Here is a 20334-nt window from a genome sequence, read left to right on the forward strand (position 1 = left end):
CAAATTTATCATTGGCATTTTTTACTCTAGCCAAGAGTGAAGTCTAAGACGGCAAGCATAAGCTTTCTATAGAGAGGTCATTTGCATCGGGACGTTCAATGGATAAAAAAAAACCACTACATAATAGAGTGGTGTCCATAAGGGAGGATTTGTTTTCAGCCATCACTGAAAATGTATCGTCATCAAGCAAACAGTGACGATGAAAGTAGTTTAAAAACGCGAGAGCTAATCAAATATTTGATAAGTTCTATTTGATTAAAGCAGAGCATCTCAGTTTTATTAACTGTAAACATTAACAGTTGTGAAACCGAACGACTTGTACGCGATATTTATGTCTTTCTATTTAGTACAAAAATTGACATGTCTTTCACTTATAGGGCAGTCTATCAAGCAAACTTTCCCTTGATTATGGTTGGGATAGATTGGTGAATAGTGTATATATGTAGCCAATGCCATTTATGTAGATTTAACAATGCCTAGACCCAAAATACCTCGCAATATATGCGGTACGGCAGCAGATAGCTGTTTTAAGCCAAATCGGATCCCAATGAGTGAACTGGAGAAGGTTCAGTTGGATAAAGACGAATTTGAAGCTTTACGTTTGGTTGACCAAATGAAAATGCAACAGCAAAAAGCGGCAATAGAAATGGGGGTTTCACGGCAAACTCTTGCCAATATTCTTAAGTCAGCTCGCTTTAAGGTAGTCGATTGCTTAAGTAATGGTAAAGCGTTAATGATGCATAGTGAAAATGATGAGAATATTGAGTGAAGCTAAAGCGGAGCATGTTTAAAACAAAAACGCTGAGATAACAAATTGTTGCTTCACTTAAAGGCTCCAATCCTATCGGGCATGGTTATCTACATGTCGTTTTATCGAAGAGCACCAGGGTGAAACCGATTGCAATCGTTATAGGGCTAAGTAAAATCTTGTTCGCTCGTTTAGAACAACTATAGGTATCGGCATGTCAGAAGTTATAATTAACAGTTTTTATTGTCATTTACGGGCAAAAACTAAGTATATAAATTGGATTATTCCTTTCTGCGTTTGTGTATGTGTTGTGTTTGCGGTTCATTACGTGTTAGTTCACCGTGAGTTAAAATTATTAGAAAGTTATGGTGATTCTGCTTTTGCAACAGCAATGGATATTGGAAACGAGGTCGATCACAGTATCCGCATCGCAAATAGTGTTAAAGATGACTTTTGCTCTAGTAGCGATATCCGTTTTTTGACAGAAGTGATGTTTGCGTATGAGTATATAGTCGATGTTGGTCGAGTTGATAATGGCCATGTGGCTTGTACCGTTAAGCTTGGTTCCTTAACCCCCCCAGTAGAGCTTGGCACCTACACTATTAAACACAAAGAAAAGCTGATTCAACAGGATAATGGTCTGTCTGCAAAAGAAGCGAGTAATATAAGAGTATTTTCCAAGGGAAGTGTGATTGTCAGCGTTAACGACATGTTTTTTCATAATGTTGACTTATCGTCTCTATCTTTACATGGCATGGGGGGGATCTTATACAACAAACAAACTAAGCAAGTGGTTCAAAAGTTTGGAGAAGTTTCCGAGATAGATGTTTCTAGTCTATTAGGAAAGCAAAACTTTAATTGGTTACCGTTACCGAATAACTTCTTGGAGCATCGAGAATGTAACGATGACTATAATATTTGCTTAGTGGTGTTTCAAATCAAGCCCGGCATTTATCAATTGGATCTATTTTTGATAGTCTTTCTTGGTCTGATTGGATTCTCAATTGGTAAGTTATTTTTATGGAAATATAAAGATTACTACTACGGGCAGCAAGCATTTACCAGAGCCCTGAGTCATGCGATAAACAATAATCAAATCTATCCGGTTTATCAGCCAAAGGTTCATTTAAGCAACGGTAAAATGGCTGGGGTTGAGGCGTTAGCGCGATGGCACGATCCGCAATTAGGGCAGATTTCGCCAGAAATCTTTATTGCTGCAGCAGAACAATCACTACTGATTAGTAAACTAACGCGTAAGTTTATCGTGAAGGTTTTCGATGATCTAAATACCCCTGAGTTTGTGAATGCTGGTTATACCGTGAGTATTAACATTGCAATTTCAACCTTGTTAGAAGAAGATTTTTTCGATTTTATTGAAAGTCAGCGGATTAAAACGCAACTGCCAACAGAAAATATTATTTTAGAAATCACGGAACGTTCTTCCGCTGACTTCAAGCAGATGTCTGCCTATGCCAAGCGATTTTCGAGAGCGGGTTATAAAATATCTTTAGATGACTTCGGTACGGGAATGTCCAACCTTACTTGGATAAATACCTTTGAACCGAATGAAATCAAAATAGACAAAGAGTTTACTCAGGCGATTGACTGCGACACTCTAAATAAATTAACTCTGGAAGGTATATTTGGCTTGTTAGAGAAGTTCAACGTGCACGTTGTTTTTGAAGGGATCGAAACACAAGTGCAATTGAACTATATATTGCAACGTTCACCTCAAGCGATCGGCCAAGGCTGGCTGTTTGCTAAGCCGCTAGAGCCATCGGCTCTATTTGATTATATTGAGCGAGATGGTTAATACCTCGATTGTTTGAAGTCTGCATGTTGCTTTTTATTCGAGGGTAATTGAGAGCCGTAGCTAACAGCTTCTTAGTATTTTTTCTACACCGAGTTGTATCGCAAACAGCATCGGCTTAAGCTCGAGTGGTAGGCTTACAATAAGCGGTGTCGAGATTCTAATAAGGAAGAACCAGCTTGCTTGATGCAGAAAGTAGCGGTTTTTCAGTTTTATCGAAAGCAATATATTTAGAATAAAAAGCCCAAGCTGGTGCCTGGGCTTTTAACTTGGTGAACTTAAGCTGGAAGTGAAGCGTGAGCTTTTCGTCTAAATCCCATAACGCCAAGCCCCATCAACAACATCGCCAGTGACGCTGGTTCTGATACTTGAGGCGTGTTGGCGATTTGGTCACCAAATGAATCTGCGATATAGACGTTTATTAACTCAAATGATTCGGCTGAAAAAGCCGACTGAGCGGTAAAGCTCGCACTGGCTAGTTCAAACACGCCAACCGGAACGTCTAGGCTATCAAACCATAGGCTGTAAACACTTAGTGTATTACTGGCTGATAAGAACGCATCGGTTACCATTGCCCACTGGGTGTTTAAGACATTAAATCCGCTGTCTTGGTAGCTGGCCAAGGTTTCATCAAAGCGCAGACCAAAATCTAGTTCGGCGATATCTGCTGCCGAATTATCAACCATCATACGTACATCCACTAAGTCACCAGTGGCATATTGACTGGCATTTGTTTCCAGTGAGATAAACGCTGCATTGGCTTGTAATGTGAACAATGTTGCAAGCAGTGTGATTATATATTTCATCGGTAATTCCCTTAGTGAGTTGCACAACGAGCGCGAGTACAAAGATCCATTAAACCACGTAGGTCACGGCGATTAATCTGGCCATCGTGATTGAAGTCGTAAGCTAAGTCGCTTATCAAAGCCGAGCGGATCGCTTGATAAAACAAAGATACATCCAATGAATCAATATCAAGATCTCCATCAAAGTCCCCAATCAATTCCTGAGGTTTAAAACTCAAAGCAACAATCACGGGGTCATGGTCTGACGCTCGGTAGGCGTCAGCGTACTTTGGCAAATCGCCGCTGTACTCGGATGAATATTCAAATAAGCTCGACTCAACGGCGTTAATGTTCCATTCGGCAGCATCTACCAGATGTGATATCAAACTAGGAGACGCCAATATGTAATCTAAGGTGCCGACTTCATCATTGTAAGAGTAGCCATAGGCGTTTGGATGGAATGCTTTTACCACATTGGTGTATCCATAGGATTTGGTGATAACAGCCCCCTCATCACCGTGTAATGGGGTCTCTCCCACATAAGTGCTACGAGCAGTCTTCACTTCGTAGTCGGTTGGTAAATGAGCGATATCGGTTAATACGCTAATTGGATCTTCAGCCGCGTATGAGTTTAAATCGCCAATAATGAGCTTGTGTCCTGACACCGCCATTAAGCTTTCACCCAGTTGATAAGCAGCCGATACTCTTAGATTCTCACATGAGCCTTGACGGTTTGGATCTTGTCCTTGTTGTATTGCCACGTCTTCCCAGCAGGTTGAGCCCTTTGACTTGAAATGATTGACTGCAACCGTCAGCGTTTGGTCGCTGCCATTAATGCTAAAAGTCGGAGTGATCGCATCGCGCTGGTAGTTATTACCATCTTCATCGCCTACAGCAGGCGCATGTTGTTCTGGCATTTGCAGTACCTGCATTTGCTTCAGAGTCACCTTCGCGGGTTTATAAATCACTTGATTGGTGATTGCATCGGTGCCGACTTGTTCAAGCTCTCCGTCCCAAGCAATCTGGTATTGATCCGCTAGCGGTAATTCAGCATTTAGCTGGCTAACCAGATCAACAATGGCTGAGTTAGCCCCAAAGCCATTGTTCTCTATCTCCATTAAACCGACAATATCTGCGTTCATCGCTTTAAGTGCCGCCACTATCTTATCGGCCTGCATTTCAAACTCTACCAGTGTCGTTGCGCCCCGGTTTTGCCCTTTAGGGTTAGCTGCTCCACCAAATGGTGAATTAAAGTAATTCAGCACATTGAAGGTTGCCACCTGTAGGTCCCCTTTGGTGAGTTCAGGCGTATTAGTACGGTCATTCTCTTCATGAATAAAGCTATCTGTGTGAGCTTGGTTGGTCACATATAAGCGATATTCTGCATATGAATATCCCAGCACACCGTGAAGGCCGTCCACTAAGTCGCCAATTCGAATGTAATCCTCGGTCGAGCCGTTTTGATCAATGTCAGTAACACCAAACTCAGGATACCAAGGCACAACGCCATTGCTTGCTTTTTCAAAACTTTCGATAACGATTCGTTGGTCTTTATTATTAGCCAATTGCTGCTCTGCAGGGCTATCAATCACATCATCGTAAGTAACTGGCGTATTCAACTGATTAGGATGGAAGTTGACTCGTTGATGAGCGACTACCATATTGTTGCGGTAAGCACTGTAATCAAAGCCGTAAGTTCGAGTGACTCGCAGATCAGATGTTTTCTCTAATGATACGAGCATGCCTTCGTAGCGTTCTAAGGTCTCACGGAAACTCTCATCTGAACTCAGGGTTTGTAGCGGCGTTGCTTCAATTGATTCCCCAGAAGAAACTCGTTCTACTTGAGATCCTAATAAAGTCGTCCAACCATAGTTTTCATTCACCTTACCAATCACCACCACTTTATCGCCAACATTCAAGCCGGCTAAATCTGCGTAGTCAACAAACAGACCGTCTGAGGTTAGTGGGTTGTTGTCACCTTGTTGGTCTTGGATAAAAAAGCCTTGGTTAATGTCGTTACCAAGCGCTTTGTTTTGGATCGCAGTGATCACACCTTCAGTTTGATAATTTTCAGTTGATAGATAACCGGAATCAATTAATGGCGAAAACCAAGAGTCGCCTTGGATATCCATAATAGTCACTTCGCTTGCTTCTACAGCTGGGCTATTTCCATCAGCCAGCTGCCCTAAATCAGAACTATCGTTTTTGCGGCGAACTTCCCATTGCGCCAGATTAAACGCTGTACTAGGTGTGTAGTCGATACGCACTAGTGTTTGATCTTTCCCAAAATTAATGTCACCCATAACACCAATGATGTCGACGATGGTATCGTTTAAAAATAGCGCGATAGGATCATCGCCATTAAAGTTAATAACATTAGCGTCTGACTGATCTGTCACTAGCTGAATATCGCTGTTTGCACTGGGGTGAGACAGTACAAATACAGAATGAGGCGCGATAGTCACATTATCGAGAGCCATTGATTGCCCCCAAGTATCTCGACCATTGGTTGCTTTTTTTAGACTATAACCGTTGAGGGTTATTGCATTCTCTGAATCATTGGCAATTTCAATCGCCTTGTTATACGAGCTACCTTCAATGTACTCCGACAAGAAGATTGTCGATTGCGCCTGCGGTGCCAGCAATGTGGCCACCGTAGCCGCAAGAATATTCATTTTCATAGTCAATCCATTTTCTATTGGTTAAAAACATGCACAAAAATTCAAGGAAACCGCGTCAGCTAAAAGCAAGTGCATTTTCCTTGGATAAATAGTGGTGAGGCCTAGCATTAAGGATGTTTTGTTGCATTGATTAGGGATTCGGCTTCTGCCGTGACCAACGAAACTGAGAAATATCGCGCAGAAGGGCACAGCAATTAGATTTGCGTGATAATTCATTTCAAACTCCATTTTGAACGAATAACTAGGGCTTCTAAATTATGGAACGCATAAGATCTGCAACAAATTCAGGGCTTAGCGACGAGGATTAAAATAGAATGATTTTTTGACAGTTGTGTGTCAATCGGGTGAAGTTATTGTCAATACTAAGTTTGTATCGTGGATGCATCTAGATGCTGGCAGGCCAATATCTGATTGAAAGCGCAGTATCTCATCGTTTGTTAAATACGCTTAAAAATCTGTGGGAGTGAGAAAGTGTCTTTAATTTAAAAGCTCGCCACATAGCGAGCTTTTAAGGCTTATAGGTGATTAGGTCTCAGTTTTGTCGTTATTGAGGGGGGGATGTTTCCGCTTTATTACATCGGGCACCACGGCTAAGCCATGTTGAGTCGCTGATGCGCCTCTGAAGGCTTATCGGCTACTGACTGAACGATGTCTTTCCAAATCTGCTGAAAATGACCGCGAAGACACTCGCTTTGCGTGGTTCATTGAATATAGGCGAATGAATGATCAGATGAAGATCCCGATATAACTTGGCAAGATTCCCAACAACCCGTAATTTTGCCATCCTGAAGTTGGAAATGTGCCAGCACCTCCAGTAATGACTCTGAATTGTCTTGTTTGACAAGATGGACATAATGATGAGTTAGTACATCAGATCCTTGTTCTGCAATGGCCTTAAACTCTATAGTCAGGCTTTTCGTTTCATTTTTCAGTTTTTTTAAATGTAAATAAAATTCTTCATAATTGAGTTGATGTCCATCCGCATATTGGCGGTAGGTCTTTGAAAAAAAACGCTCGACCACCGACAGTTCTATAAGTTCTGAACTAAACAACGTTTTAAAAACATGGCGAACTAAATCTCGATTATTTGAATATTTCATGCTGGATCTCATTAGAGGGGAATTGAGTGCCTATGCTACCTGCGTATTTAGCGGTATTCTTTCTACATTAGGACAACTTATATAGAATATAGGCCAACATGAATCGCATGAAGATCTCCAATATTCAGCATATACACGATCACGAAACTGATTGGCATCGCCACGCCAGAGGCCAGTTATTCTGGGTGACTAAAGGTATACTTAGCGTGGATACTGTTGAATCCAGTTGGACTTTAGCACCCGGTTGTTTAGGTTGGATCCCCGCTGAGTGTTCACATCGGGCAAAGGTTATCGTTGGTTGTCAGGGAAAAATACTAAGATTGGATCCAGACGTCATTACGGCTGATAACACGATGGAAAAACTAGTAAAAACACCGTTGCTTATACATGCAATATTGCTTCGCTTAACCGCCACAGAGCATTTAGTCATGGAGGGGGCGATGCACCGTTTACTGGGTGTTCTGTTTGATGAAATATCATCAGCGGAGCGAACTAACTTTGAGCTTCCAATGCCTCGTGATAAACGATTAACAAAGTTAGCCGCTTATTTATTGTCTACTCCCGATGCTCCTTTCTCAAAAGCAATGCTCGAAAAAAGATTTGCCTTAAGTGGGCGTTCAATTTCTCGCTTGTTTATGCAACAAACTGGGATCACTTTTAAGCAATGGAGAGCATTAGCAAAATTACAGCATGCGCTTCGTTTACTTGAGAGTCCGTTATCGATTAGCGATATCGCCTTATCTTGTGGCTACAGTAGTACCAGTAGTTTCATATATGCATTCAAACAACATCTTGGTGAGACACCGAATTATTATAGGAAGGGCCAATTGAGTGGCAGGCTTAACCAATCATAAGGCAGTGCAGTGATGTAATTGAGAAGGCATTTAGTAAATTTAATGATTCTGGATAGCTGTTGTATTGATGGACACTCGATATACAAAATAAAAAGCCCAAGCTGGTGCTTGGGCTTTTAACTTGGTGAACTTAAGCTGGAAGTGAAGCGTGAGCTTTTCGCCTAAATCCCATCACGCCAAGCCCCATCAGCAACATCGCCAGTGACGCTGGTTCTGATACTTGAGGCGTGTTGGCGATTTGGTCACCAAATGAATCTGCGATATAGACGTTGATTAACTCAAATGATTGGGCTGAAAAAGCCGACTGAGCGGTAAAGCTCGCACTGGCTAGTTCAAACACGCCAACCGGAACGTCTAGGCTATCAAACCATAGGCTGTAAACACTTAGTGTATTACTGGCTGATAAGAACGCATCGGTTACCATTGCCCACTGAGTGTTTAAGATATTAAATCCGCTGTCTTGGTAGCTGGCCAAGGTCTCATCAAAGCGCAGACCAAAATCTAGTTCGGCGATATCTGCTGCCGAATTATCAACCATCATACGTACATCCACTAAGTCACCAGCGGCATATTGACTGGCATTTGTTTCCAGTGAGATAAACGCTGCATTGGCTTGTAATGTGAACAATGTTGCAAGCAGTGTGATTATATATTTCATCGGTAATTCCCTTAGTGAGTTGCACAACGAGCGCGAGTACAAAGATCCATTAAACCACGTAGGTCACGGCGATTAATCTGGCCATCATGATTGAAGTCGTAAGCTAAGTCGCTTATCGAAGCCGAGCGGATCGCTTGATAAAACAAAGATACATCTAATGAATCAATATCAAAATCTCCATCAAAATCGCCAATCATTTGCTTACCCCATTTATTGAGGATCGCCCGATACTCTTTTGCGGTGACTGGTAACACGGTTCCGTGGCGTGGTCGCGACGGTAAAGTGTAATCCTTGGCTAAGCTCCAGTTACCACTGGATAGGTCGGTTGTTTCAAAGGGAATGTAACCACGGCCACCAAATTCATCGATAAACAAGTACCACTTCTGCTCGGTATTGGATTTAAATACTAAGGGACCTTCACCTTGGCTCATATCCCCTTTACCAATACACTCACTTTGGAAATCCCAATTATCGTTATTAAGAGTCGTTGATGTTTCCGAAAGAATGAACTTACCACAGGCCGACTCCGACGCTGAGCGCTCGTCTTTAGTAAACCGGTAATAAACATCATCATGTTTGATCAAGGTTGAATCGATAGTGGAGTAGCCTTCATCGACCCATACCTGAGCGTCACTAAAGTTCACAAAGTCACGGGTGAGGGCATACATCATTTTATTGTAGGTACCATTGGAATGGCTGGCGTCGTTATATATTTTAGAGGCCCAAAAAACCACGTACGCATTTCGCTCGGGATCCCAAAAGGCTTCTGGTGCCCAGGTATTACCAGCAGTGTCTGGTGAGACTTGCACCAGGCGTGCATCACTCCAGTTCACCAAATCGTTAGATTCCCAAACGAGTAGCGAACGAGACCCCCAAGTTTGAGAGCGTCCCCAATCCCAATTACCGTAGATTTTCAGATCGGTTGCAATCATGAAGAACTTATCGCCTTCGGGGGAGCGAATAATAAATGGATCGCGAGCTCCTTTTTCTCCTAATGTGGTGGATAGTACTGGCTGTTCGCTATTTAAAGTTTGCCAATCGAGCGGGTTGTTACCATTAGACAGGGCGAAATAAACCTGCTCTCCATCGGCTGTTCCTTCACCAGTAAAGTAGCTGAACATATACGCTTCGAAATCGTCTAATGTGGTGAGTGGCGGTACGGTCGCAATAAAGGTTTTGGTAGCCGACTCTTCGCCTTTAGTTATCGTAGCTGTTAATGTCACGGTTTGAACTAAACCGCAGAGCTTGTTACGCGGTTCGGCAACACAGACCGGAGCCCGTGTGACGAGACCATCGGGGGTAATCACATCGGTATTATCTGATGACCAAGAAATGTTGGTTTCATATTTACCCTGGGTTGCGAGAAATATATGTCCACGCACATCATCAACATTAACGATTGCTAACGCTTCGCTATCAGCCGCGACAGACTCGGCATCATCGAGCTGAATTTCAGCAAGCGCTTGTTCTGCGGTAGTGGCTATCACGCTGGCGCTTAGAGCCCCATTCCAAATTTGGAAGTCGTCAAAGCGACCATGTAAGAAGTTATCGCCGCTGTAAAGTGACCGACCGAGGAAATTGGCAAGGGTGGTCCCATCACCGATGTCGGCAGGTGTGATTGTGATATTGGTGTTGCGCGCAACTTCTACGCCGTCTAAGTACACAATCCCAATACTGCCTTTTAAGCTATAAGCTAAATGATGCCATTCGCCCCGACTCAAATTACTACCAGAAGTCCCGGTATTTTGCTCACAAGACCAATGACAAGTTGACAGGGTGGTTCGGTAATAGTTACCCGTAGTGAACAGATATCCGTTACCATTACTCCCCGAAGTATTTCCTAAACCATAAATGAAATAGGGAGATGGCTGGTCGTTTTCGATAAAGACCTTAGTCATCACCGTGATTTCATCGAGGCCCGCCATTAAGTTATCGGGCAGATCGATATAAGCATCTTTACCGTCTAGTTCTGCAACGTCGCCGTCTAAAGTAACCCCTCCTTCAACGGTTCCATGGTGGTTGTTACCGGAAGCATCGGTGATCACACTTGAGGTTGGTGCGTCATCGAAGGGATACCACAGCACCAGTTGCGGTACCGTTGCGGCTATTTCTTCCGGACTTAAGGCACCGTTCCAGATTTGGAAATCCGCAAAATCACCATAGAAGTAATTATCGGCACTATACAGCGAGCGTCCCAAGAAGTTATCTAAGGTGATACCGTCGCCAATGGTGCCTGGCATGAGAGTGATAGCATCGTTTCGAGCGACTTCAACCCCATTCAAATATAAAATGCCGAGGTTATTGTCTTGGGTATAAGCAATGTGTTGCCAAGAACCCCTTGGTAAATTAGCACTCGCAGTTGCGGTACTTTGTTCGCAACTCCAGTGACAGCTAGACAGCGTGGTACGGTAATGATTGCCGGTGGTGAACAAATAACCATCACCATATGCGCCAGAAATATTGCCTAATCCATAAATAAAATACGGAGAAGGCTGACTGTTCTCGATAAAAATTTCAGCGGTAATCGAAATCGCGTTTAAGCTTGTGAGTAAATTGTCTGGCAGGTCGATATAACCGTCTATGCCATCAAAATGCGCGGCTCCGCCAGTGAGCGTGACGCCGCCAATAATGTCAGCATCATAGCCATGACCAGAGGCATCAGACAGAGTAGTTGAACCGGCAGGATCGTCAAACGGATACCACAATATTTGCTCAGCTGCATTGGCTGCATATGAAGCACTTAGCAGGGATACCGCGATACCGACTGACCGCATAATATTGCAGGGTCGCCATCGGCTAACATGTGGTAAGTTCAGTTGTATTTTCATCTCGTATATTCCTTATACTTATTATTTTATTTGTAGAGTTATCAATTACCAACATCAGGGTTTGAGATTGGTAATCTGAAAGACTAGACCAATTCAGAAGGTTTGACCTATTTTTATTTCGACTGGTGTATTAAATTAGAATAGACCTCCAAAAATTTAGCCTATTAAGGTAAATCAGTTGCTGATCACCGCTGTGATTTTTTAGTTAACGAAGGTCTCGAATAACGTTTGCTGGAAGTGAAAGCAAATGATAATGACAGTCTGAACTGCGCATATTGGTCGCCAGTGCTGCTGTTCATTTAGCAATTGCCCTTGAGTTACCCTCACAGCCTTAGTCTCAAGACTAAAAAGGGTATTAACCTCAACTTAGCTTGAGGTTTTATCTTTATCCCAAATAACGACGAAGGGATAAAGAATGCAAAATAATTACGTAAAGGAACTTGCCAAGAGAAGTTTTCAAGAAGGTCCGGTAAAAGCGCCTTATAAGAAGCGTAAAGGTTTTAATCAAGGACCGAATATCTTTATCGGCGTATTCGCCTCGGTGATGTTAAGTGCAGTTGTTTACTTCATTTAATATAGAATCAAGTTGCTACGCCAGCCTCAGTCGGTTAATTGTAGCCGCGACTAATCGCGCTAAACCTTGGTTTCTTCGGGTATGCTTTAAGTAAGGTACCAGTAGGCATTCTATTCATGTAGTACAGGTAAAGGTTGTAGAGTAGGGAAGGCGAGAGTCTGCACCAAGAGCATGAGAAGAGCATGGACATCCATGATAAAAACTACAGGGACAGTAACAGTGTTAGTGAAGTGAACACCACTGCCATTATTTAGTTCTCAGGCGTTAATCATGCTGATTGGCGGCTCGCGCAATGTGTTCGTTTAAATGGCGCATAAACCAGCTTAAGTCATACAGGCGAGTCCGATACACTTCGGCGGCGGTGCTCATAGCTTTTACCGGTTTGTTGGTCTTCGCCACACAGAAACGCCCGTCGAACACAACGGGAAACACAATGATAGTAGGGTGTATCCGATAAGCTCACTTGCGAGCGTCTTGACCTAGGCATGATGATAACTCCCCAAATAAATGACTATTGATAGTTTAGACTATAAAACGTTTCGTTAGTTTGGGTGTCTTGTTTGCCGACCCCCGGACTGTGATGCAAATTCAATAACAGGTGTTAACCCTTTATTTCCATTCAATAACCACATAGAAAGTGGTAGATTGTTGTTTGCGTAATCATGAAAGAATAAGGACATTCTGTATGAAGCTTGCGAACATCCTCTCTGCTGTCAACCAAGTCGAAAAATCTAAGTTTATCAATTTCATTGATCGCATCTGTAATGATGCTATAGAGCACGATAAAGAGCTTGCTCGTCGAGTCCGAAACCTAGATGGCCAGATAAAGAACGCCTCTAGTAGTGAAATCACGCAACTGTTCAAATTGGTACTCCCATATTACGAAAAGAGTGTCAAAGCGCAGCTGGCAATGCTTGGAGTTCAGGCATCTTTGTTAGTAAACATACTAAGTCGAGATGGCAATTGTATCGCTAGAATTTCCTGGATCGAGTCGCTGTACACAAAAGAGTGGAAGCTTATTAACCAACGTTCTAAAGAGTTGGCGGAAACCATGCAGAGAACAAGTGAGCAAGATGCCTTTGATGAATCGAAAAGATTGGATATTTATTTCTCATGTCTCAGCGAAGCTTACACAAACGATGAGAAAAACAATCGTGAAGCGAAAATTACTGATGACGAACGAGGGGTCCTAAATTTACTCGCACACAAGCTTGACATTACATCCGACGATAAATCTGCTCTAGAGCATTTAGTAAATGCTATTCCCCAGACTGGCGTACAAGATGCGTTAAACACATTGCGCGAAATTGGCTTACTGTTTATCAGCCGAAAGCGCCACATGGTCTATGTGCCAGATGAAATTGTGTCCATGCTTAACAACATGCTAGGTAAAGATCTTGCGGATAAGCATGTCCTGAGAATCTTGCGGACATTCAGCGATGCAGAACTGTCAAACATCCTTAAAAATCATGGAAAACGAATCCGTGGGGTAGAGCGCTTACAAAAAATAAGCACCGTAATGCATATGTGTTTACCGTGTGCTCAGCTTTTACAGAGCGACTTGTTTAGCACTGATGCCGCGCTTAATGAACGTAAGGAGCGCCTCAAACAACTCATCGTAGATCTCGATTTGACGGTCGATAAACTCGGCTCGACTATCGAAGAACGTACCAACCTCATCGTATCTGCTTTAAATAGTTCAACAGAAGCTGAGTTTAATTCGCTTAGCGCAACAGGATTTCGAGAGTTGTTTAATGGGTTACAAGCTCACTTTTCACCTTTATCTAAACGCCTGCGACAAGAGTTTGAGCTGGAAAATAACGACGAAATTGATGTCGACATGCTTAGAGCTTTAAGCATCACGCCACATGACATTTTGTACATGCTGACCAATGATGAAGTAAAAGATGTAAAAGACAGTATGGGCATAAGCAAGCGAGGTAACCCTCGTCTCGTCATTCTGGAAAGCTTTGCAGATGCGACAGATAAGTTGATAGACAACTATGACGTGCTAGCACGTAGAGATTTACAAGAGCTCAAAAAGCAAGGAATTGAGCTACCTGAAGCCGAAATTGGCGTTAAATTTGAGGAAGTTACCAAGGCCATCTTTGAGCAACTAGGTCTGGAAGTAGACGAAGATTTACGGCGTTCGATTAATACAGCCAAAGATAAAGCCGATATCCTTATTGCATTAAGTGACGATGACGTAATTGTAGGCGAAGCAAAAACATGCAAAAACGGTGATTTTGCCAAATACTCAACTACTTCTCGCCAGGTGAAAGCTTACGTAAACCGCTGTGAAAATACTGGTAAACGTGTAGCTCAAGTACTTATCATCGCTCCTTCATTTTCGGATGACTTTGTTGAGTCAGCCGAAATGGATACTGAAGTAAATATTTCCTTGCTCGAAGCTTCCGGTCTCAAGCAGATCTTAGATGCATACAAAGCGCGAAGAGCCCCCAAATTCTCTGCAAAATTGTTTACTAAAGGTGGATTACTGAAGTCTTCACTGATAGCTAAGAATATATAGATGCCAAAGGGTTTAAGTACAGTTACTTAAAGTGGAAAAACTTGCTCTAGGGAGTATTAGCATGCTGAGCTTAAAAACCCATAAGGATAAATAATGACAAGCGTCAGATTGATTAATGGTGGTTTTTATATTTACGATTTAACATAATATACATTATGCGCCTTAATGGCGTAGGTTTGTAATCTGACACGATTTATGAGTCTAGTGTGGTTATTCTCAGTTTTCAGCTAAATGATCCAAAGGCTTATGTTCTGCAGATTGGTGACGCTCTACTCGGGAGACATGAAGATATTGAGAAGTTGTTTCGATACTATCGTGGCCTGCGTCGGCTTGCACATGCGCCAATGGTCGGCCTACTAAATTAATATCGTGAGAAATCCCCGTATGACGAATACTGTGTGGTGTAAGTTGGCGCATTTCTAAAGCATCTTGAGTAAAGCCATCTTTTTCGGCTATCTCTGCGGCGTGCTCGATCACGATATATATTTGTTCGCGCAACTGTCTTATCCCAAGGTTCGCATTGAGTAGTCCACTTTGGCGACCTCTACCTGGCGCTCGGTGGCGAACAAATAAAGGTGTATCTTCGCTCGGCGCTGGTAATGGCGTTAAACCAAGAAATAAGCGATATCGTTTAAGCGCTGCAAGTAGTTGCTTAGAAACTGCGACGGTTCTTTTTTTGCCACCTTTGCTGCGAGGAATGAAAAAACCCCAGACTCCAGTTTTTTTATCTCGGCGAAATTGTCCCATGACAGGTGAAAATCCTGGTCGCGCTGCAGCTTCCGATATTCGCAAATAACAGCCGTAAATAAGGCTAACTAAAAACAATAAACGTTCATTCTCTGATGGATTCATCTTGGCGAGTTGTTTTGCGCTACTCATGACATAAGACCACTGCAAGTCGCTGAAGGACTTAATATCTTCTTGATCTTCATGGCTAACAAGGTGTTGGCTACTGGAACGAAAACGGCCATTTTTCATCAGCATCATTGCTGGGTTTATTTCGCTGTATTCTTCGTTAATCAGATAACTATAAAATGACGATAATATCGCCAGCTTTGTTTTTAGTGCTTTGTCACTAATAGTATAGCTTTGTTCGACACCGTCCTTTTTTTTACCTAGAAACGGTCGCCATGCTGGGTTTGGACGACGTAATTTTAGTTCTTTGTCGAGTACAAATTGCGCAACATTACGATAAGCCACCAAATACTTTGGCGGATTACAACAGTAATCGATGTATTTAGATAAGCTACGGCGCTTGATTTCTCCTACCGAGATTTGTTCAACGCTGTAAGCCCAATGCAAAAAAGTCGTGAGTTCACTACGGTAGGTTTTGTAATTGTTTTCGCTAAAACGCTGCTCCAACAACCACTCAACAGCAAATTCATAAACATAAGCCGCGTCATTTACCGCATTCATGGTGATGTTGGCTAAATAGAGGTTCACTTCAGCATTGCCATCTTCTAGATGATGAACTGAATCAAATAAAGGTAAGGCGGGTGGTAGTTCTAGCATAAGCGGTCTCGAAGAAATTAATGATTTTACTTAAAAATCAATGAAATGGCAATTGCCGATAAATAGCATTATCGGCAATGCAGGGTCTAAACATTGGTAGATTTAAAAACAAATGTTTTTACAATGGTAACGACTAGAACTGTTATAATGCACCACTAATAACTCTATGTGTCTTACGTTCTATTTTATTTGTATTGAGATCAGTAATGAATTTAAAGAAAGAAATCCAAGAAATTAGCAATAAATTGGATTCAGCTAAGCGAAAACTTAATGCCGCTCATGAGCGCGGAGATAAGGTGATGATTCAGCAATTTAATCACACCATTGAAGTTTTAAATAAACGCTTGAAAAGTGTGAAAGGCCAGCACACTCAGCAGTTGAGTAAAAAAGGGGGGGAAATAAAAGGCCTACCCTACAGTCGCGTACTCACCAAGACTGAACAAGCAGATATGGGCAAGCTTAAGAAGTCGGTGAAGGGTTTAGTGGTTGTTCACCCTATGACAACGCTTGGCCGTGAAATGGGAGTAAAAGAAGTCACGGGGTTTGCGCCTAAAGAGTTTTAAGCCTTATTCTTCGGGACCGAGTGATCCTGCTTTGTCCCCTACTCTTTTGGTTATTGCCTCACATAGTTTAACTTGCCTCCCTTCGACCCTTACGCAAGCACGTCAGCTTGTTGTTTGCTTTCAGGCTGATGCACTGGTGATTCCTTAAATTTTTCTTTCACTTCTAGAATTTCATCGGTTGCTGCAATAAATAAGGGGACAAGTTTAGGGTCGAAGTGCTTACCGGATTCTCGTTCAAGTAAATCAAAGGCTTTGGCTACAGGCCAGGCTTCCTTATACGGGCGAGCAGATGTTAAAGCGTCAAATACGTCAGCAATTGCGACGATCCTGCCGACAATTGGGATGGAGTCTGTTGTGAGCCCATGAGGATAGCCACTACCATCCCATTTTTCATGGTGACTTAGAACAATGGTTCTGGCAAGTTCGATTAGTTCTGGGTTATCGTTGTTGCCAAGAATCTCGGCGCCAATATAGACATGGCTTTTCATAATAGCCCACTCTTCTGAGTCTAATTTCCCCGGTTTTTGTAATATTTTATCTGGTATCCCAATTTTACCTATATCATGCATCGGCGCTGCGTTCATGAGCATATCTGCGTCCGCTTCGCTCATCCCAGCGGCTAGGGCTAGGATCTTAGCGTAATAACTCATCCGTATTACATGCATACCGGTTTCATTATCTTTATATTCTGCGGCTCGCCCTAAACGTTGAATTATTTGTAAACGGGTATCATGAATAACCCTCGTCTGCAATTTTACCTTTCTGTCTAACTCTCGGTTTTGGTTAAACAGTGCTAATTGGGTTTTTACTCTTAGTTTAACCACTGGTGGGCTAACTGGTTTGGTGATGTAGTCTACAGCACCTAATTCAAGGCCTCTTAGCTCATCGGCAGGAGTAATTTTGGCCGTCACAAAAATAACGGGAATGTGGCGCGTGGTAAGATCTTGTTTGAGGCGATGGCAGACTTCATAGCCATCAATCCCCGGCATCATAATGTCTAATAAGATTAAATCTGGTTTGTTCGCTTTTGCCGCAATTTTGAGGGCCATGTCGCCATTCCTAGCGACTTGTAGTTTATATTCGTCACGTAAAATACCGGCTAATACATCAATGTTCTCAGGGGTATCGTCCACAATCAGAATCGTCGCTCGGTTTTCAATCATATGTCCCTTCCTGAAAATTCGGATCTACTTAAGTGTTGAATTAAACTATAGTCATCAAATCAACAATACAGTAACAAGATGAGGTACTTTCATGTTAAATCTATCAGCGTATATAATTTTTGCATTTCATGAATTCGGGTAAAATTCATTCACAAAGGCAGAGGCGATAAGCTTAAGAGCTGACTATGCTCGTTGGCAGTTAATGTCATTAAGATGTGAGTTTAAAGCCAAAAATAATTATTGATCTAGATCAATGGAGTACATGGATTGGAAAGAAATTGTTAATAATTTGGCTTAGGTATGCAAATAACTAGTTTTTCAATCTGTTATTTGCTGTATCGATCAAGTATGATCTTGCGGTTAGTTTAGCGTTGGTGTTTGAGGACTCTGCGCAATCATTCGTTAAACTAGCATGTCGTTCCATTTTGTTAATGCACCCGCATTTAACTCGCTTTAACAAATAATAATAGCAACGGAAGCATCTATTTATGAACCAAGCAGCTAGCACAGAATTGGACTACAACTATACGGTTGTACGCCAATTCACTGTAATGACCATTGTTTGGGGTATAGTTGGAATGAGTGTTGGGGTATTAATTGCAGCGCAATTAGTTTGGCCCGCACTAAATTTCGATACCCCATGGCTAACCTATAGCCGACTCCGCCCACTTCATACCAATGCGGTAATTTTTGCATTTGGTACCAGTGCATTAATGGCCTGTTCTTTTTATGTGGTACAGCGTACCTGTCAAACCCGGTTATTTGGCGGTTCCCTCGCCGCCTTCGTATTTTGGGGGTGGCAAGCTATTATTTTGTCAGCCGCAATCACCTTGCCGATGGGCTTAACGTCCTCTAAAGAGTATGCCGAACTTGAGTGGCCTATCGATATCGCAATCGCTGTGGTATGGGTGGTATATGGCATCGTGTTTTTTGGCACGATCGTGAAGAGAAAAACGTCTCACATTTATGTGGCAAACTGGTTTTTTGGTGCCTTTATTATCACGGTTGCGGTGCTGCACATCGTTAATAATGCTGCCATACCGTTAACGATGACCAAGTCCTATTCGGTTTATGCGGGTGCAGTTGATGCCATGGTGCAGTGGTGGTATGGCCACAATGCCGTAGGCTTCTTACTTACCGCTGGTTTCTTAGGTATGATGTACTATTTCGTACCGAAACAAGCTGGGCGTCCGGTTTATAGTTATCGTTTATCGATTGTGCATTTTTGGGCGTTAATCTCTATTTATATTTGGGCTGGCCCTCACCATCTTCATTACACTGCGCTACCTGATTGGGCGCAATCGCTTGGTATGGTTATGTCTTTGATTCTATTTGCCCCCTCTTGGGGCGGTATGATTAACGGTATTATGACCTTGTCGGGTGCTTGGCATAAGTTGCGTTATGACCCTATTTTACGGTTTCTTATTGTTTCATTGTCTTTCTATGGTATGTCCACCTTTGAAGGTCCGATGATGGCGATTAAAACGGTGAACGCCTTATCTCACTACACTGACTGGACGATTGGTCATGTTCACTCCGGCGCTTTAGGTTGGGTGGCCATGGTATCGATAGGCAGTATTTACCACCTTATTCCTGTGTTGTTTGGCCAAAGTCGCATGCATAGCGTTAAATTAATCAACGTGCATTTCTGGTTAGCAACCATTGGCGTGGTTTTGTACATCGTTGCGATGTGGATTTCTGGTGTTATGCAAGGTCTAATGTGGCGCGCAGTCAACGAAGACGGTACCTTAACTTATTCTTTCGTTGAATCGCTGCAAGCGTCTTACCCATTCTATATTGTCCGCTTTATTGGTGGCCTATTCTTCCTTTCTGGCATGTTGGTTATGGCATATAACGCCTACAAGACTATTTTCGCCGAGAAAGGCTCATTAGAAGCCATCGAGCAGGCATAGGAGGCATAACATGAAGCACGAGTTAATCGAAAAAAATATAGGCCTACTTGCTATTTTCATCGTTATTGCCATCAGCTTTGGTGGTTTGGTGCAGATTACGCCGTTAATCTTTCAACCTGAAACGACCGAGCCAGTTGAAGGTTTAGTGCCCTACACTGCTTTGCAAATGGAAGGTCGCGATATCTATATTCGCGAAGGCTGTAATAACTGTCATAGTCAGATGATTCGTCCATTTAGGTCAGAGACCGAACGTTATGGCCATTACTCAGTGGCTGGCGAAAGTGTTTGGGAACATCCCTTTTTGTGGGGTTCTAAACGGACAGGTCCTGATTTAGCACGAGTTGGTCAACGTTATTCAGACCAGTGGCATCATGTACACTTAATGAATCCGCGGGATGTGGTTCCAGAATCGAATATGCCGGGATTCCCTTGGTTGGCTGAAAATATGGTTGATAGCTCATTGACCAGTAAAAAATTAAGCCTATTTAGAAACCAATTTGGTGTTCCCTATACCGATGCCGATATCGACGGCGCAGCAGCAGCGGTTCAAGGTAAAACAGAAATCGAAGCACTTATTGCTTATCTACAAGTGTTAGGTACTGCACTGAAATAAGG

The 20334-nt window shown here is 42.6% G+C and carries 16 protein-coding genes and 1 pseudogene; 8 read left to right on the forward strand and 9 right to left on the reverse strand.

Going from position 1 to position 20334, the window contains the following annotated elements; genetic code table 11:
* Window positions 1-472 precede the first annotated feature (472 nt).
* Entirely contained in the window at window positions 473-769 is a 297-nt protein-coding gene (locus ACRRS0_RS11315) for a DUF134 domain-containing protein (RefSeq protein ID WP_432453113.1), read from the forward strand.
* 193 nt (window positions 770-962) lie between these two features.
* Window positions 963-2561 (forward strand): EAL domain-containing protein, encoded by a 1599-nt coding sequence (locus ACRRS0_RS11320; protein ID WP_432453112.1) that lies wholly within the window; start codon window positions 963-965, stop codon window positions 2559-2561.
* A gap of 275 nt (window positions 2562-2836) precedes the next feature.
* Here the strand turns inward: ACRRS0_RS11320 and ACRRS0_RS11325 are convergent, their stop codons facing one another.
* The 3 genes from ACRRS0_RS11325 to ACRRS0_RS11335 all read right to left on the reverse strand — a co-directional run bounded on the left by ACRRS0_RS11325 (window position 2837) and on the right by ACRRS0_RS11335 (window position 7124).
* Window positions 2837-3364 carry a PEP-CTERM sorting domain-containing protein gene (locus tag ACRRS0_RS11325; RefSeq protein ID WP_432453110.1) on the reverse strand — a complete coding sequence of 176 codons (528 nt, stop codon included), beginning with the start codon at window positions 3362-3364 and terminating at the stop codon, window positions 2837-2839.
* 11 nt (window positions 3365-3375) lie between these two features.
* Window positions 3376-6024: an ExeM/NucH family extracellular endonuclease gene (locus ACRRS0_RS11330; RefSeq protein WP_432453108.1), complete on the reverse strand. Its 2649-nt coding sequence runs from the start codon at window positions 6022-6024 to the stop codon at window positions 3376-3378.
* Window positions 6025-6725: 701 nt separating this feature from the next.
* Window positions 6726-7124: a hypothetical protein gene (locus ACRRS0_RS11335; RefSeq protein WP_432453107.1), complete on the reverse strand. Its 399-nt coding sequence runs from the start codon at window positions 7122-7124 to the stop codon at window positions 6726-6728.
* Between the two features lie 98 nt (window positions 7125-7222).
* Here ACRRS0_RS11335 and ACRRS0_RS11340 point away from each other — a divergent pair, with 98 nt between their 5' ends.
* The gene (locus tag ACRRS0_RS11340) at window positions 7223-7978 is read left to right on the forward strand and encodes a helix-turn-helix domain-containing protein (protein WP_432453106.1); all 756 of its coding nucleotides are present in this window, start codon (window positions 7223-7225) and stop codon (window positions 7976-7978) included.
* A 130-nt stretch (window positions 7979-8108) separates the two neighbouring features.
* Here ACRRS0_RS11340 and ACRRS0_RS11345 read toward each other — a convergent pair whose 3' ends face one another.
* Together ACRRS0_RS11345 and ACRRS0_RS11350 are read right to left on the reverse strand one after the other, a co-directional pair.
* Entirely contained in the window at window positions 8109-8636 is a 528-nt protein-coding gene (locus ACRRS0_RS11345) for a PEP-CTERM sorting domain-containing protein (protein WP_432453105.1), read from the reverse strand.
* Between the two features lie 11 nt (window positions 8637-8647).
* Window positions 8648-11464, reverse strand: a complete 2817-nt coding sequence (locus tag ACRRS0_RS11350) for a LamG-like jellyroll fold domain-containing protein (protein WP_432453104.1) — start codon at window positions 11462-11464, stop codon at window positions 8648-8650.
* Window positions 11465-11879: 415 nt separating this feature from the next.
* Between ACRRS0_RS11350 and ACRRS0_RS11355 the strand changes: the two genes are divergently transcribed.
* Window positions 11880-12038 (forward strand): hypothetical protein, encoded by a 159-nt coding sequence (locus ACRRS0_RS11355; RefSeq protein WP_432453102.1) that lies wholly within the window; start codon window positions 11880-11882, stop codon window positions 12036-12038.
* Window positions 12039-12302: 264 nt separating this feature from the next.
* Here ACRRS0_RS11355 and ACRRS0_RS11360 read toward each other — a convergent pair whose 3' ends face one another.
* Window positions 12303-12437: a hypothetical protein gene (locus ACRRS0_RS11360; RefSeq protein ID WP_432456201.1), complete on the reverse strand. Its 135-nt coding sequence runs from the start codon at window positions 12435-12437 to the stop codon at window positions 12303-12305.
* A pseudogene (locus ACRRS0_RS11365) lies at window positions 12379-12525 on the reverse strand (transposase); the annotation flags it as partial. The gene ACRRS0_RS11360 and the pseudogene ACRRS0_RS11365, both read right to left, overlap by 59 nt.
* Before the next feature lie 198 nt (window positions 12526-12723).
* Here ACRRS0_RS11365 and ACRRS0_RS11370 point away from each other — a divergent pair.
* Window positions 12724-14568, forward strand: coding sequence for a hypothetical protein (locus tag ACRRS0_RS11370; RefSeq protein WP_432453101.1), 1845 nt, complete (start codon window positions 12724-12726; stop codon window positions 14566-14568).
* Window positions 14569-14784: 216 nt separating this feature from the next.
* Here ACRRS0_RS11370 and ACRRS0_RS11375 read toward each other — a convergent pair whose 3' ends face one another.
* On the reverse strand, window positions 14785-16080 hold the full coding sequence (locus tag ACRRS0_RS11375) for a tyrosine-type recombinase/integrase (protein ID WP_432453100.1): 1296 nt from the start codon (window positions 16078-16080) through the stop codon (window positions 14785-14787).
* 206 nt (window positions 16081-16286) lie between these two features.
* On the opposite strand from ACRRS0_RS11375, the gene ACRRS0_RS11380 reads away from it, so the two are divergent.
* Entirely contained in the window at window positions 16287-16643 is a 357-nt protein-coding gene (locus ACRRS0_RS11380; RefSeq protein ID WP_432453099.1) for a YibL family ribosome-associated protein, read from the forward strand.
* A gap of 89 nt (window positions 16644-16732) precedes the next feature.
* On the opposite strand, the gene ACRRS0_RS11385 is transcribed toward ACRRS0_RS11380, so the two are convergent.
* Window positions 16733-17806 carry an HD-GYP domain-containing protein gene (locus ACRRS0_RS11385; protein ID WP_432453098.1) on the reverse strand — a complete coding sequence of 358 codons (1074 nt, stop codon included), beginning with the start codon at window positions 17804-17806 and terminating at the stop codon, window positions 16733-16735.
* 488 nt (window positions 17807-18294) lie between these two features.
* On the opposite strand from ACRRS0_RS11385, the gene ccoN reads away from it, so the two are divergent.
* A complete protein-coding gene (gene ccoN, locus ACRRS0_RS11390) occupies window positions 18295-19719 on the forward strand; it encodes a cytochrome-c oxidase, cbb3-type subunit I (RefSeq protein WP_432453097.1) in 1425 nt (474 codons plus the stop codon).
* Between the two features lie 10 nt (window positions 19720-19729).
* On the forward strand, window positions 19730-20332 hold the full coding sequence (gene ccoO / locus ACRRS0_RS11395; RefSeq protein WP_432453096.1) for a cytochrome-c oxidase, cbb3-type subunit II: 603 nt from the start codon (window positions 19730-19732) through the stop codon (window positions 20330-20332).
* The last annotated feature ends 2 nt before the right edge of the window (window positions 20333-20334 follow it).

This window comes from Agarivorans sp. QJM3NY_29 (assembly GCF_050870835.2).
In the GTDB taxonomy this organism is placed as follows: domain Bacteria; phylum Pseudomonadota; class Gammaproteobacteria; order Enterobacterales; family Celerinatantimonadaceae; genus Agarivorans.